The organism is Bacillus sp. CHD6a, from assembly GCF_001293645.1.
Lineage (GTDB): Bacteria > Bacillota > Bacilli > Bacillales > Bacillaceae_I > Sutcliffiella_A.
Map to the genome: position 1 here is coordinate 32948 of NZ_LBMD01000030.1, position 13384 is coordinate 46331.

The window sequence follows — 13384 nt, forward strand, 5'->3', positions numbered from 1 at the left end:
GCATGATTTGCACCTTGTGAAACGTTTGAAAAGTAAAGAAGAATCAGCACTTAAAGAATTGATGACTCTTTATGGAGACTATCTTCTTAGAACGGCCTACTTACTGGTGAAAGATAATCACCTTGCTGAAGAAGTTGTGCAGGACACCTTTATCACAGCCTATGAAAAGATTCATCAATTAGATGAGGAAGAAAAATTGAAAAGCTGGCTCACCTCCATTACTGTCAATCGATGCAAAATGCACATGCGGAAGTGGAGCTTCAAGCGCATCCTGCTAAATTTTGAATTTGTGGAACGGATTACGGAAGATGAACAAACAGAAGGTCCGGAGGCACTGTTTTTACTAGATTTTCAAAATCAATGCTTAAGTCAGTTGATTCAAAAGTTGGATTATAAGTACAGAGAAATCATCATTCTTTATTATTTCAATGAGATGAAAATAAGTGAAATTGCAAGGATGTTAGCTATGGCAGAAAGTACAGTGAAAACAAGACTGAAACGAGGACGTTTCCGTTTGAAAGAAATGCTGGAGAAAGGGGAGGATGGAAGTGCAACACAAAGAAAAACAAGCGGTTAGAAAAAGACTAGACGATGAATTAAAGGACTTCCATTTTACTGGGTGTGAAAAAGTGTTACAGAAAACTCACCCAAATAGTTTCAAAGAAAAACTTTCATCCTTCTGGAATAAGGAAGTAGAATTACCTATTCTTCCAATCATTATGGCCACAGTATTAATGATTTCGACCATTTCGTTAAGGGAAGATAGAAAAAATGAGCTCACCACTACACAGGCAAATCGCGAAATAATCCAAATTGCAGGATACACCTATTGGAAGGATGACTATGAAAGAATGGTGAAGGAGCATGAAAGTAAAAGTAAAAATTAAACACATAGTATTGGCAATAGCTACATTTTTGTTATTTTTGCCAATTTTTCTCTATTTGGTACAACCTCAGTACAGCATATTCATGGCTAGGCACCAAATGGCAAACGGGGAGCAATTGGGAAAAGAGAGAGTAATAGACCTGCTTGAAAATGGGAACATTTTCAAAGAGCAGAGGTTCGCTCTTATTAGGGAGTTTTTAATAGCAGACGCCTACACCCTTCAATATGATGTATATGTTGGTTTTACCTCGACATATTGGTCAGACCATAATAAAGCAAATGTGAAGTTTTCATTGGAAGAACGTCTACCTTATTTAATAGAATACGTCGAAGAAGGACCACCGGACGGTTCTATGGAGTCAGCGGCGAAGGAACTAGCAGAATATTACAACCAGCTGGGGAAATGGCAAAAAGGCAATGAAGTTCTTCAAACTGCCTTAGACAGGGGGATAAAAACGTATTTTAGGTCGGAATTAGCAACAAAACAAATCGACTTGGCAGTTCAGAACGAGCAATATGAGCTGGCCTTAACGTATATTAAAGAATTCAACGCTATTGTTTCAAAAGATGACATTTACACAAAAACAAAGGCAGTTAAGTCCCATGTAGATATTCTCCTTAGGCAAGGTGAGCATGAGAAAGTAATTGCGCTTGTGGAAAAGGCTTTGAAAGATATTAGGAGGGTGAAAAAGGAAAGGGATGATCGGGATGACGAAGGTTTTTCAGAAGAGAAGCAACTATTAGAGATAATGGACCGGGTAAAGAACGGTCAAGATTCTTTTCATACGGTACGAGGAAACATATACAAATCGATTGGTAAGACACCCATTCAGGGAGTAGGGGTATTCCTTCGTGCTAAAAACAACTTAAATTATAGCATTGGTTCAGAAGAAAAATACCATGCAGTAACGAATATAAAAGGTGAATATATTTTCCGAAATGTCCCATCTGGTAGTTATCAGCTAGTATTCGGGTTTACCTTTGAACACATAGATGGCTATGCTGTTTCCATGCCAGCAAACCCTTGGATTGAAGTGGAGAATGAGAATGTTGTGGCAAACGACTCCATGATTCACCCATTAATAGAAATATACAATCCTGTAAATTCTAAAGAAATAAAAGAAGATAAGATCCAGTTTTCATGGGAACCAATTAATGGAGCCGCATACTACAGTATCAGTGTCGGCAGGGAGGTAGAAGGTGGTTCCGTTTCACATGGATTACAGAGTGGAATCAAAACTACAAAGCTTACGGTTCCAGTTGAAGACCTTTATTTCTCGCAAGGAGTAATTGAGTATATGGATGATAGTGAAGGGATTGATTACTCATCTGTACTTGGTTTTGCAAATCCTAGAGGCCGTTTCTTTTGGAATGTTCAGGCCCATAATGAAAAAGGAGATTTGATTACCCAGAGCCAAGGTTATCGATTGGGGGAAGACACCTTTGGAAATTTACCGACATTTTATTTGAAAAATAGGGATTTGACTAATGCGGATAGAGTGTTGTTGAAAAATAAACCCGAAGAAGCACTGGATATGTATAAGCAAAATTATGAGAATAATCCAGATGATTTGCATAGTTTGCTGATGATTAGCAAGATCATCGGGGTTGAAGCGTTAATGATGAATCAATCATCAAAGGAGCTTGCAATGCCTTACCTAGAGGAATTAGCACGAAGATCGCCTAATGAAATATTATTCCTTGAAATTCTCCAATACTATTTCGAAAAAGAGGATTGGTATTCTTATGAGAAATGGTATGAAAGCTTTGGGGATAGTAAGGGAGATATTCTAAATGAGTATATAGAGGGGAATCACGCTGCAGCCCTTTTAAAACAAGGAAAGTATGAAGAGGCAAGAAAACAATTTCAATTGGTGATGAAGGAAGGCTATCGCCATGAATACATCAGTGAGTGGATAGCATTAGAACTGTTTTTAGGTGAGTCTTTAGAAAAAGTTATAGAATTGGCGAGAGAACATCCAGAGCAAGGTATTTTTGATGAGAGGGTTGATTGGGAACGTCTATTGAAAAATCTCCAATCGGAAGAGGAAAAGGTTGGCGGATTTATGAGCGAGATCCAAGAAGTGATGGGGTGGGTCATACAGGAAGAAAATAAAAGATTGGAAGAATGGTTGAACAGCACAAATAAGGATGAAATGAAAAGATTTGTGAAAGAGTTGAGGAAATAGAAAGAAAAAAGGAGCGACTATGGTGAAGAACATCGCTCCTTTTCCGTTTGTTTGTTATAGGTCATTTAAAAAACGTTCTATACGGTCCATGGCTGTTTCAAGTGTTGGCATATCATACGCGTAGGAAAGCCTTACATATCCTTCTCCTAGTTCGGAAAATGCACTTCCTGGTACAAGCGCAACTCCAGCTTCTTCTACAAGTTTCAACGCAAAGTCAAACGACTTCATATTACATTTATGTATAGAGGGGAAAAGGTAAAACGCTCCAGCAGGCTTTACAACTTCCAGTCCCATATTCAATAGGCGGTTATAAACATAGTTCATTCTCTGTTGATAGTGTATTTTCATCATCTCTGCATCATTTATACCGGTTGTTAATGCTTGTAATGCGGCGTATTGGGAGATGGAGCTAGCGCATGAAACATTGTACTGATGAACTTTTAACATCTGTTTCATTATATATTCAGGACCAAAAACGAGCCCTATTCTCCAACCTGTCATGGAATGGGATTTGGATACACCATTAATAACGATGGTTTTTTCTCTCATGCCAGGCAAAGTGGCAATGGAGTGGTGCTTGCCTTCAAAAACAAGTTCACTATAAATTTCATCAGACAGAATAAAGATATTTTTATCTTGCAACAACGCTGCAATTTTTTGCAATTCCTCTTTGGATATTGCTGCTCCTGTCGGATTTGAAGGATAAGGGAGAATAATACAACGTGTTTTTTTTGTTAAATTCTTTTCTATTAAATCTGCTGTTAACTGAAAACCCGTTTCTCTGGTGTCAATATGTACAGGGGTTGCACCGCATAATTTGATGAGTGGCTCATAGCCTGGATAGACTGGACCAGGAAGGATAACCTCTGTATCGGGTTCTAAAATCGTCCGAAATGCAATATCTATTCCTTGGCTAGCACCAATGGAAACAATTACTTCTGAGTCAGGATTATATTCCATGTCATATTTTTTCATTACAAAATCAGCTGCCGCCTCCCTGAGTTCAGGAATACCAGCGTTCGGTGTGTATACGGTTTTATTCAGTTCAATAGCAGCTTTCCCAGCATCTTTTACATGTGTAGGAGTAGGAAAGTCGGGTTGTCCAATCGTTAGAGAAAGTACATCATCATATTTAGCTACAAGGTTGAAAAATTTGCGGATACCTGAAATCTCAATATCCCGGACATGTGAGTTGATAAGATGTTCCATTTATATAGCTCCTTTATATATTCAAGCTGTTTAAGTTAGTGTAACCGACTTTTTTTCCCTTGTCCAAGAGATTCTTGTTGGGGGAATCAATAGGTATGAAGAGGGGTTTCTTGATACCTAGAGAGAGAAGGGAAACGTTTGTTTGGTCACTGGCGTACGAGGGAAGTCCTATAAAAATAAGAAGCTAGTAGGATAGGAAAAAACTTACATAAGGTTTATAATAATTATAAACACAGAATATTCACAAAATTTTGACTGACGTCTCCATTGCCTTCGGCTGCACTCCTTTCATCTTTGATTTACTGGGATTTTGTGTCTGTTGGATTCCGTCTGAAAGGGGATCGTGTAATGGATATTGTGCTACAGATTTGGTTAACGTTGTTGGAGAAGTATGCAGAGGAGTTGTTTTTTCAAGATTCAACATCAGGGGTCTTTTCGTTTATGATTATCGGGGTGCTCGCTTACTTGTATAAGCAGGAAAAGGAGACAAAGAAAAAATGTTCCTGCTGTCATACAGAAGCGAAAACAGAAGAGAAAAAGCTTCCCGAAAAGCAGGAAGAAGCGGAATGACTTTCCGCTTCTTTTTCTTTTGATCTTTTACTGTAAGTGTGAGAATTGATTTAATAAGGCATTATATTCGTTGGATAAGTTTTGGAATTTTTGACGGTTACCTTCACCTAATGCTTGGTCTATTTCGTTCATCAGCCTGTTTTTATGAAATTGAAAGACAGAAGAGTCAACGATGATTTGAGCGACTTTCTCCTCTCTTGTCATATCAAAGCTTTTGAAATTGGAAACAGATTGTTCAGGTTGAAAAGAAAAATGCTTATTCATAATTTCTACCCCCTGTGCGGAATTTTGGAATGCGTAGTTACGGGTGAATCATGAAAAGGATGTGAAAGTATGGTTCTTCATCCTTTTTCCTATTATCTGATATTTTGTCCTGTTTGTGAAGTGATTTTTTAGAAAATTTAGATATATCAGAAAAAATAGTGGAAACTTTGTAAATGAGTGACAATTGATTTACTGTAATTTCGTTACTTATTTTTAAATATACCCAAATTTGTAACGGTGAAAACAAGTAGAGACCATTTGCCTAGAAAACTGAAATATTGGGATTTTAGTTTGTAAAGATATTTGTGATTCGGAAAATAAATTATTTATCGGACATCTATTTTCAATTTTCTCTTGAAATATCAATAGAAAACGAATATTATTAGTGAGGTTTCAATAATACATTCGTTTTTGGGGGATTTTCAAGTTGGAAAACTATTTTAATTTTAAGAAGTTTAATACATCTATTAAACAAGAGGTTTTAGCGGGGATTACTACTTTCCTTACAATGGTTTATATAATTTTTGTCAACCCTGCGATTCTATCAGCCGCAGGTATTCCATTTGATCAAGTGTTTATGGCAACGATTATAGCTACAGTAATTGGGACGTTAACAATGGGACTATATGCAAAGTACCCAATTGCGATTGCTCCAGGAATGGGCCTAAATGCATATTTCACAAGTGTTGTAGCAACACAGGGTCTTACTTATCAAGCAGTGTTAGGAACGGTGTTCTTAGCTGGACTTGTAATCATTGTTTTGAGTTTGACAAATTTAAGAAAAGCGCTAATTGAAGCAATTCCTGCGCCGTTAAAATACGGAATTACAGCGGGCATAGGCTTATTCATTGCGTTTCTTGGTTTGAAAATGGCAGGAATTGTCGTTCCGAGTGAAGCAACGATGATTACACTGGGAGATCTCACAAGTCCGGTTACGGCGCTTGCTATCGGTGGACTGTTCACGACTCTCATCCTTATGGCTAAGAGGGTATCTGGAGCTCTATTTTATGGAATGGTTTTGACAGCTATTGCAGGTTATTTCTTTAATATGCTTTCCTTTACTGGTATTGTGGATATGCCTCCTGCACTTCAATTCATCCATATTGGAGATGCACTCAGTGGTGTAATTACAAACGGTTTATATACGGTTGTATTTGCATTCATCTTGGTTACAATATTTGATTCTACGGGTACGCTTGTTGGAGTTTCAGAACAAGCTGGTTTTATGAAGGAAGGGAAATTGGAAAGAACGAAGCCTGCAACTCTTTCTGATGCAATAGCAACGACAGCTGGTGCGGCTCTTGGAACAAGTCCGTCATGTGCTTATATCGAATCTTCTGCAGGGGTTGCCGCAGGTGGGAGAACAGGTTTGACTTCTGTTGTGGTAGCTGGTTTGTTTCTTTTATCCATGTTCTTTTCCCCGGCAATTTCAGCTATTTCAAGTTTACCGGCAATCACAGCGCCGATATTAATTATTGTCGGATGCTTCATGATGGAAGGGCTGGCAAAAATACAATGGGGAAATTTTGATGAAGCGTTCCCTGCTTTTGCCATCATCTTAACGATGCCATTGACTTCAAGTATCGCTACAGGAATTGCGGTTGGTTTTATTACCTATCCGATCATGAAAGCTGTAAATGGAAAGTGGAAAGATGTTCATCCGCTCATTTACGTATTTGCAGTTATCTTCCTATTTCAGATGATCTTTTTTCCAGCACACTAAAAGGTATAAAAGTGACGCACCCTAAATATTTTGGGTGCGTTGTTTCTAATTATTCTTCTTGCGTAAATAATCCATCTTCCGCATCTTTCAGCAATCCTTGTAGCCATTTAAATTCAACCTGACAAAGTTGATGAGCATTTTCCATAATAGCTTGTGAACCTTTAGGAGCGTGGACACCAAATTGTTTATACACTCTTTCTAGCATTTCAAGCTGCATTTTAGTATGAGAAATCCTCTCTGAAAGAGCTGTGCGAATCAGCTTCTCATCTCCAAGGTGAATAAATGCAAGTGCGGTGTACATCGGATGATAGTGTGTGCTTTCTGCTTGTAGTTGTTTTTTCAGTAACTGTTGAAAAGCTTCTTTTCCAGCAGGGGTAATGCTATATATGGTCTTATCAGGACGTGTCTGATCTGTTACCACTTGCTTTACTTTAATTAGCTTTTTGTTGAGTAATTGCTCCACAGCATAATATAGGGAGCCTTTAGCCATTTTAATATATTGTTCCATATTACGTTCATGCATCACTTGTTGGATTTCATAGGGATGTTTGTCTCCTTCCATAAGAAGACCCAGTATTACAAGTTTTATTGCCAAAATTTGTTCACACCTTTGTCAAGAAAGAGTGGTTTGTATTTATTATAAAACAAAGAAGGGGTGGCGGATACTAATAATGGGTTTTACAAATAATTCCACGTTTTTAAAATCTTCGTGTGCTTCTAGACGAACTCTTACATTAAGCCTATAATGGATGGGGTGCAGAAATATAAAATTTAACACTTTATCCAATAAATTGAGTCTTTTGGGTAATGTACGTAATGTTGTTATTAATTGGAGGATTTGTTGTGAATGATTTATCTAATTAAACCGTTGATTGTTAATATAACCATCATCTTTTCTCTAATGTTCAATGCAAACCTATTTTTTCCCTTCAGTAAAAGTAAACCCCTTAATTTTAAAAAGAAAACCATATTAGGTCTGTTCAGTGCATTTTCTGCAATGCTTTGTATGTTATATCCCATTGAGACACTTGAAGACACCAATTTTGACTTCCGGATGATACCTATTCTTATCGTTACATTGTATGGGGGATGGTATCCAGGTCTAATTTGTATGGCTATCGTGATTATGCTTAGGTACTTGATAGGTGGAGAATATGTTTACGTTGGTATCGCGGTGTCCATTTTGGCATTTGGAGTAGGAATTTTGTTCCGTTCTGGCTTTCTCAGAAGTAAAAATAAGGTGTTGTATGGAGTAATTGTTATCTTGTTTTATTATTTGATATACATTTTTATCCTGTTCAGTACGATATCTTTTTTAGATATTTATTTTTACATGGTTTATTTTCTTGCATTCGGCCTTTCTTTTACAGCATTAATTTATACGATAGAGAAATTAATTATTGCTAACCAGCAGTTTGATGAGACACTGTATCTTGACAAACTTTCAACGGTCAGTCAAATGGCAGCAGCATTTGCCCATGAAATCAGAAACCCCGTCACAACGGTTAGAGGATTTATTCAGTTTATAAACTCCGACACGAAAGATGAAAATCTGAAGCAATTTGCTCCACTGATACTTGATGAGTTGGACAGGACCAATAAGATCATTACAAATTATTTAACAGTAGCACGTCCAACAAACTTCTCATTGGCTTATATCGATGTTAATAAAGCTCTTCAAGACTCCGTTGATTTGCTTAGGCCGTTCGGATCTTACCGGAATGTATCCATCGACCTTAAATTAGAAGGAGAACACTATATCTTTAGTGATGAACAACATTTAAAACAGGCGTTAATGAACATCATTAAAAACGGAATTGAGGCAGTGGAAGAGGAGCAAGGCGGCTTTGTTAGAATACTAAAAAAGCCGGCTGATGAAAAAGGTAAGGTTCAAATTACATTCGTTGATAATGGGATAGGGATGAACGAAGACCAATTAGGAAAAATCGGTTTACCCTATTATACGACCAAAACAAAGGGGACAGGATTAGGCAGCATGATAACAAACAGGTTGATTCATGAAATGAAAGGTAAAATTCAATACGAAAGCAAGGTTCATAATGGAACAACCGTTACTGTGTTACTGCCGACTGTAAGAAAAAAATAAGAAAATATAGAGAAGCTGAGGTTGAACGAAAGATCAACTCCAGCCTCTTTTTTATTTTTTCCAAAGAGAAACTTCACCAGTTGATCGATTGACCTTGTACCATCCCCGTGATAATTTCTCAGGTTGGTTATTAAAATATACAAGATCAGATGCATGGAATAAATAAAAATCTCCATTGGTACCTTCAAATTTTATAGTTGTACTGTCATGCCTAGTGAGCTCCAAATACTCCATTACACTTGATTTTGCTTCTTGCTTAGAGATGTATCCTTGTTTAGTATTGTTTCTGGCGTTATCTACGTTTATTAGGACTTCATTTCGTGAATCTCTGATTAACTGATCATTGGACATCAAGCCAGGTTGTTTTCTTTCTTCTGTTATCGTTGGACCTTTTGCGTTTTCTTGTTCATATTGATTTGTACAAGCACATAAGAGTAACATTGCGAATGAAATAAACATCGTTTTTCGTTTCATGATTGTCACCTTCCTTATTATTCTCCAAGTTGATTACTGATAGTATGAAGTAGTAAGAAAGATTTCATGCAAGTTAGCTCTTTTGTTGAGGGTGAGTAGCATATAATCGTAATAAGTGGCGTGGTGTAAATATTGCGTAAAAAATGAAGAAGGAAGCAGGAGTAAAGGGTTTGTTAGAGAATAGTCTTCCTATAACATTAAAGAAGGAGGAAAGCTCTATGGCAAATATGGAACAAAAAGTAGAACAAAGAAGCATACAAGAAAAACCAAGATCTCCATGGGCCTTATATTTTTCATTACCAATTATTTCATGGGCTTTTTATGACTTTGCTAATACTATTTTTTCATCCAATATCATCACCATATTTTTCCCTTTTTATCTGCAGGAAGTGATAGGGACAAATGAAAGAATGGATCAAATTGCAAGTACATTTCTATCGTACGCGAATGCAACTGCCAGCTTTTTCCTAGTTTTGTTTTCCCCTTTATTTGGTGTAATGATCGACCGAACCGGTAAAAGGAAGAAGTTTATCATTCCATTTACCTTAATCGCAGTTTTTTCCACCATCTTCATGGGCGTCTTTGCAGCCCTTCAAACTTCCCAGACAATTTTCGGATTGCCAATTAGTTTTGTTTTGGTGCTTTTGTTATTTGTAGTAGCTAAATTTTTCTTCCATTCCTCACTCATTTTTTATGACACGATGCTTCCAGACCTGGGAACAAAAAAAGAACTGCCGTTAATATCAGGGTTTGGGATAGCCGTTGGTTATATGGGGACATTACTGGGGCTTACTGTATACCTATACGTTGGGGATAGTGATTTTCATCGTGCCTTCATCCCGACAGGAGTATTATTTCTTTTATTCTCTTTGCCTTTGTTCTTTATTTTTAAAGAAAAGCCGAAAGAAGTACAAGAAAAAAAATCATTTTTCAGTGGCTATAAAGAAATATATCAGACCTTTAAAGAAATGCGCCTTTATCGACCTGTATTTCTCTTTATGATTGCCTATTTCTTTATCAATGACGCCATAGCAACAGCAATTGCGATGATGGCTATTTATGCTAGAGCTATCGGAGGCTTCTCGGCAACTGAATTCATACTGCTTTATCTGGTCTCGACTGTTTCAAGTATAATAGGTTCTTTTATCTACGGATATATCTCCAGGAATATTGGCTCCAAGCTTGCTGTTGCATCTGTAGCGGGACTATTAATCGTGGCATTATGTTTTGCTGTCTTCTCCGTTGCTCCTTGGATGCTATGGCTTTCAGGAAGTTTGTTTGGAGTAGCACTCGGTGCCACATGGGTGACTTCCAGAACGTTTATTATTGAATTAACACCAGAAGGAAAAAGAGGGCAGTTCTTTGGCCTTTTCGCCTTTTCAGGAAAAGTATCTTCCATTGTTGGCCCTCTATTATACGGTACCATCACACTGATACTTGCTGGCTACGGAAACTTGGCGAGCAGAACAGCCCTTGGATCCTTAATCATCCTGGCCTTCATCGGACTAATAATCACCCTTAAAGTACCTTACAAAAAAGAAGCGTAAGACTATAACGGGGTCCGTTACCTATCGCAAACAAAAAAATGTAACGTAAACTGCCTATCAAATTGTATGCTAATTTGATAGGCAGTTTTTGTTTATATAAAAGGTTTTTCAGTCAAATAGGAGTAATTTTTAGGTGAATTTGTACCCCTATTTGGAACATAACAATGACCATTGTAAGACGGCAAAAACACCTACAAGTTTCAATACAAACTCAAATACAAGAAATTGCAATATGGGAACGAGATTTTTAAATTCCGAGTCAGTATTTAAAAATTTTTTAAGCTAAAAGGGGCGTTTGCTGAACGAGCAGCCGCCCCTTTGTTCAGGTAAAGGGCAGCGATAGTTGAATAGTTAATTATTAGTCATAATAAATCATTAGCTTTCCATTTTTAAATGAGGGCTTTTAAATGGTTATAGGAACATTAAAACCTGAAAGGAGGCCATTAGATCAAGCAACTAATTAAATTGTATTGTCCTCAGAGCAAGTGGCCCATTTCTACTAATTATCCGTTCATACTTTTCTTCATAAGTGAAGCACTCACTCTCACAATAGTTCTTTTTGGTAAAATCCGTGGTAATAAAGCCGTAAAAGAATTTAATTTACCATCAATTACGAAGCTTTTCTTCTTAGATATTCCTCTTAACGCTGTGTCGACAACTTGTTTAGAAGTTCTCATTTTCCCTACTTTTATTGAATCAGGTGCTTCATTGAAAAATTCTGTTTGTGTATTTCCGGGACATACCGCCATGATGCGTATACCTTTGCCTTTATATTCTTCATGTAGTCCTTCAGTAAAAGAAAGAACAAATGCTTTTGTTGCCGCATAAATAGACATATATGGAATCGGTTGAAATGAAGCCATTGAAGCAACATTGATGATTTCTCCACTAGCTCTAGATACCATATCTTTTAAAAAAAGTTGCGTCATGTTTACTACAGAGTTTACATTTAACATTACTTGCTGATGGTTTTTCTCAAGAGTGTTATCTAACAACTCACCAGTAGTTCCGGCACCTGCGTTATTTACCAGCATATTAATGGATAGTTCTTTTGAACGAACCTCATCATATACTTCTTGTGCTGCATATTCTTTACTTAAATCCTTAGGTATGACATAAGTATTAACACCAAATTTCATTTGAATATCTTTAGCTAATTGTTCTAATTTATTTTTAGATCTAGATACTAGAACTACGTTGTATCCCTTTTCCGCTAACGAATAGGCAAATTGTTTTCCTATCCCTGTAGAAGCTCCTGTTATCAATGCAGTTTTCATGTTACTTCCTCTCTTTCTATTCTTATACAAAGTTATAAATCACAAATTAACAATACCTCTTCCGCCAAGGCTTTAAGTTTTCTCATACTTTCATTAATTGTTAAGTAGTATATTCTTTGCGTGCCCACCTTTTCAAAATCCACCAGATCAAGTTCTCTTAAAATTTTCAAGTGGTGAGAAATGGTTGACGATGAAAGATGAAAGCTGTTTTGAATTTCCGAGGCTGACATCCTTTCATTTCTAGCCAACAATAATACTATTTTCTGTCTTTCTTTATCACCCAATGCGTTAAAAAGTGGTGTGCACTCGTCAAACAACACCAGAGCACTTTCATTGTTACTCATAAAAACACCTCTTATTTCTATATGTTTAATATTTTAAACATATAGAAATATAGCATCCACCCATTTCAAAGTCAATTAATCCACATCTGTCGTTCGCTTAAGAATTTGAATTTATGAAAATATTAATTCCATACAAGGGCAGGTTTTTTTGAATAGTGGTTTCTTAAATAAGGGGGATTAAAGTGGAGAATAACAAGGAAAATCCCGAACATAAAAGAGAGAAACTAAGGCAGGAAGAATTCAAGAAGAACCTTGATTTGAAAAATCACTGTAATCTGGCTGATTTAGTGGGCATTTATGGTTGTAAAGACACAGGTGTTTTAATACTACTTATAATGATCGGAAGTATTATATTTTTACTTGTTTCTCAATAAAGCGGTATTCCATTATAGGGGACAATTGTTGAATAAGCGGTTTAACAAATTATACGATTTATAACTCAGTTCATTTTCGAACTGGGTATTTTTTATATACAAAAAGCATCGCAAGAGCAGTGCAATTTTAACTACATATGAACTTGCATTTAATAACGTAAAAAGAGTTATTGCGATAGGTAACGGAACCCGTTAGTAAGACAACTTCTTTTTTCTGAAGGACAAGAAGGTGTGGATTACTGTTGATTTACGTTCCAGGTGCTTCGCTTGCCTGAGGACGGTCCGTGAGCCTCCCACACTCCGTTGGAGGCAACTGAAAAACTGATAAAGTAAAGTTTGTATGATTCCTAGCTGTTGATTGGAGCAAAAGGCGAAGACTCCTGTGGGAGATAGCGCTAGGTGGAGACCCCGCAGGCATAG

Annotated in this window: 14 protein-coding genes; 8 read left to right on the plus strand and 6 right to left on the minus strand. The window is 37.0% G+C overall.

Going from position 1 to position 13384, the window contains the following annotated elements:
- The first annotated feature begins 16 nt into the window (after positions 1 to 16).
- Genes AAV98_RS17460 through AAV98_RS17470 form a run of 3 tightly spaced genes read left to right on the plus strand, consistent with a single transcriptional unit; the run spans position 17 to position 3075 of the window.
- The gene (locus tag AAV98_RS17460) at positions 17 to 577 is read left to right on the plus strand and encodes an RNA polymerase sigma factor (protein WP_331456877.1); all 561 of its coding nucleotides are present in this window, start codon (positions 17 to 19) and stop codon (positions 575 to 577) included.
- The gene (locus tag AAV98_RS17465) at positions 549 to 887 is read left to right on the plus strand and encodes a hypothetical protein (protein WP_156317847.1); all 339 of its coding nucleotides are present in this window, start codon (positions 549 to 551) and stop codon (positions 885 to 887) included. Before AAV98_RS17460 ends, AAV98_RS17465 begins: the two co-directional genes overlap by 29 nt.
- On the plus strand, positions 865 to 3075 hold the full coding sequence (locus AAV98_RS17470; protein ID WP_060666813.1) for a hypothetical protein: 2211 nt from the start codon (positions 865 to 867) through the stop codon (positions 3073 to 3075). Before AAV98_RS17465 ends, AAV98_RS17470 begins: the two co-directional genes overlap by 23 nt.
- Before the next feature lie 54 nt (positions 3076 to 3129).
- On the opposite strand, the gene AAV98_RS17475 is transcribed toward AAV98_RS17470, so the two are convergent.
- Positions 3130 to 4284, minus strand: a complete 1155-nt coding sequence (locus AAV98_RS17475) for an aminotransferase A (RefSeq protein ID WP_060666814.1) — start codon at positions 4282 to 4284, stop codon at positions 3130 to 3132.
- A gap of 348 nt (positions 4285 to 4632) precedes the next feature.
- Here AAV98_RS17475 and AAV98_RS17480 point away from each other — a divergent pair, with 348 nt between their 5' ends.
- Positions 4633 to 4854, plus strand: a complete 222-nt coding sequence (locus AAV98_RS17480) for a hypothetical protein (protein WP_060666815.1) — start codon at positions 4633 to 4635, stop codon at positions 4852 to 4854.
- A 27-nt stretch (positions 4855 to 4881) separates the two neighbouring features.
- Here the strand turns inward: AAV98_RS17480 and AAV98_RS17485 are convergent, their stop codons facing one another.
- A complete protein-coding gene (locus tag AAV98_RS17485) occupies positions 4882 to 5118 on the minus strand; it encodes an IDEAL domain-containing protein (protein ID WP_060666816.1) in 237 nt (78 codons plus the stop codon).
- Positions 5119 to 5545: 427 nt separating this feature from the next.
- Between AAV98_RS17485 and AAV98_RS17490 the strand changes: the two genes are divergently transcribed.
- Entirely contained in the window at positions 5546 to 6841 is a 1296-nt protein-coding gene (locus AAV98_RS17490; protein ID WP_060666817.1) for an NCS2 family permease, read from the plus strand.
- 49 nt (positions 6842 to 6890) lie between these two features.
- Here the strand turns inward: AAV98_RS17490 and AAV98_RS17495 are convergent, their stop codons facing one another.
- Complete coding sequence (locus tag AAV98_RS17495) at positions 6891 to 7436, minus strand: PadR family transcriptional regulator (protein ID WP_060666818.1); 546 nt, start codon at positions 7434 to 7436, stop codon at positions 6891 to 6893.
- Between the two features lie 252 nt (positions 7437 to 7688).
- Here AAV98_RS17495 and AAV98_RS17500 point away from each other — a divergent pair, with 252 nt between their 5' ends.
- Positions 7689 to 8948, plus strand: a complete 1260-nt coding sequence (locus tag AAV98_RS17500) for an ATP-binding protein (protein ID WP_060666819.1) — start codon at positions 7689 to 7691, stop codon at positions 8946 to 8948.
- A 51-nt stretch (positions 8949 to 8999) separates the two neighbouring features.
- Here AAV98_RS17500 and AAV98_RS17505 read toward each other — a convergent pair whose 3' ends face one another.
- Positions 9000 to 9422, minus strand: a complete 423-nt coding sequence (locus AAV98_RS17505; RefSeq protein WP_060666820.1) for a hypothetical protein — start codon at positions 9420 to 9422, stop codon at positions 9000 to 9002.
- A 218-nt stretch (positions 9423 to 9640) separates the two neighbouring features.
- Between AAV98_RS17505 and AAV98_RS17510 the strand changes: the two genes are divergently transcribed.
- A complete protein-coding gene (locus tag AAV98_RS17510) occupies positions 9641 to 10969 on the plus strand; it encodes an MFS transporter (RefSeq protein ID WP_060666821.1) in 1329 nt (442 codons plus the stop codon).
- A 503-nt stretch (positions 10970 to 11472) separates the two neighbouring features.
- Here the strand turns inward: AAV98_RS17510 and AAV98_RS17515 are convergent.
- On the minus strand, positions 11473 to 12246 hold the full coding sequence (locus AAV98_RS17515) for an SDR family NAD(P)-dependent oxidoreductase (RefSeq protein WP_060666822.1): 774 nt from the start codon (positions 12244 to 12246) through the stop codon (positions 11473 to 11475).
- A gap of 32 nt (positions 12247 to 12278) precedes the next feature.
- The gene (locus AAV98_RS17520; protein ID WP_060666823.1) at positions 12279 to 12590 is read right to left on the minus strand and encodes an ArsR/SmtB family transcription factor; all 312 of its coding nucleotides are present in this window, start codon (positions 12588 to 12590) and stop codon (positions 12279 to 12281) included.
- Positions 12591 to 12772: 182 nt separating this feature from the next.
- Between AAV98_RS17520 and AAV98_RS17525 the strand changes: the two genes are divergently transcribed.
- Positions 12773 to 12964: a DUF6366 family protein gene (locus AAV98_RS17525; protein WP_060666824.1), complete on the plus strand. Its 192-nt coding sequence runs from the start codon at positions 12773 to 12775 to the stop codon at positions 12962 to 12964.
- The last annotated feature ends 420 nt before the right edge of the window (positions 12965 to 13384 follow it).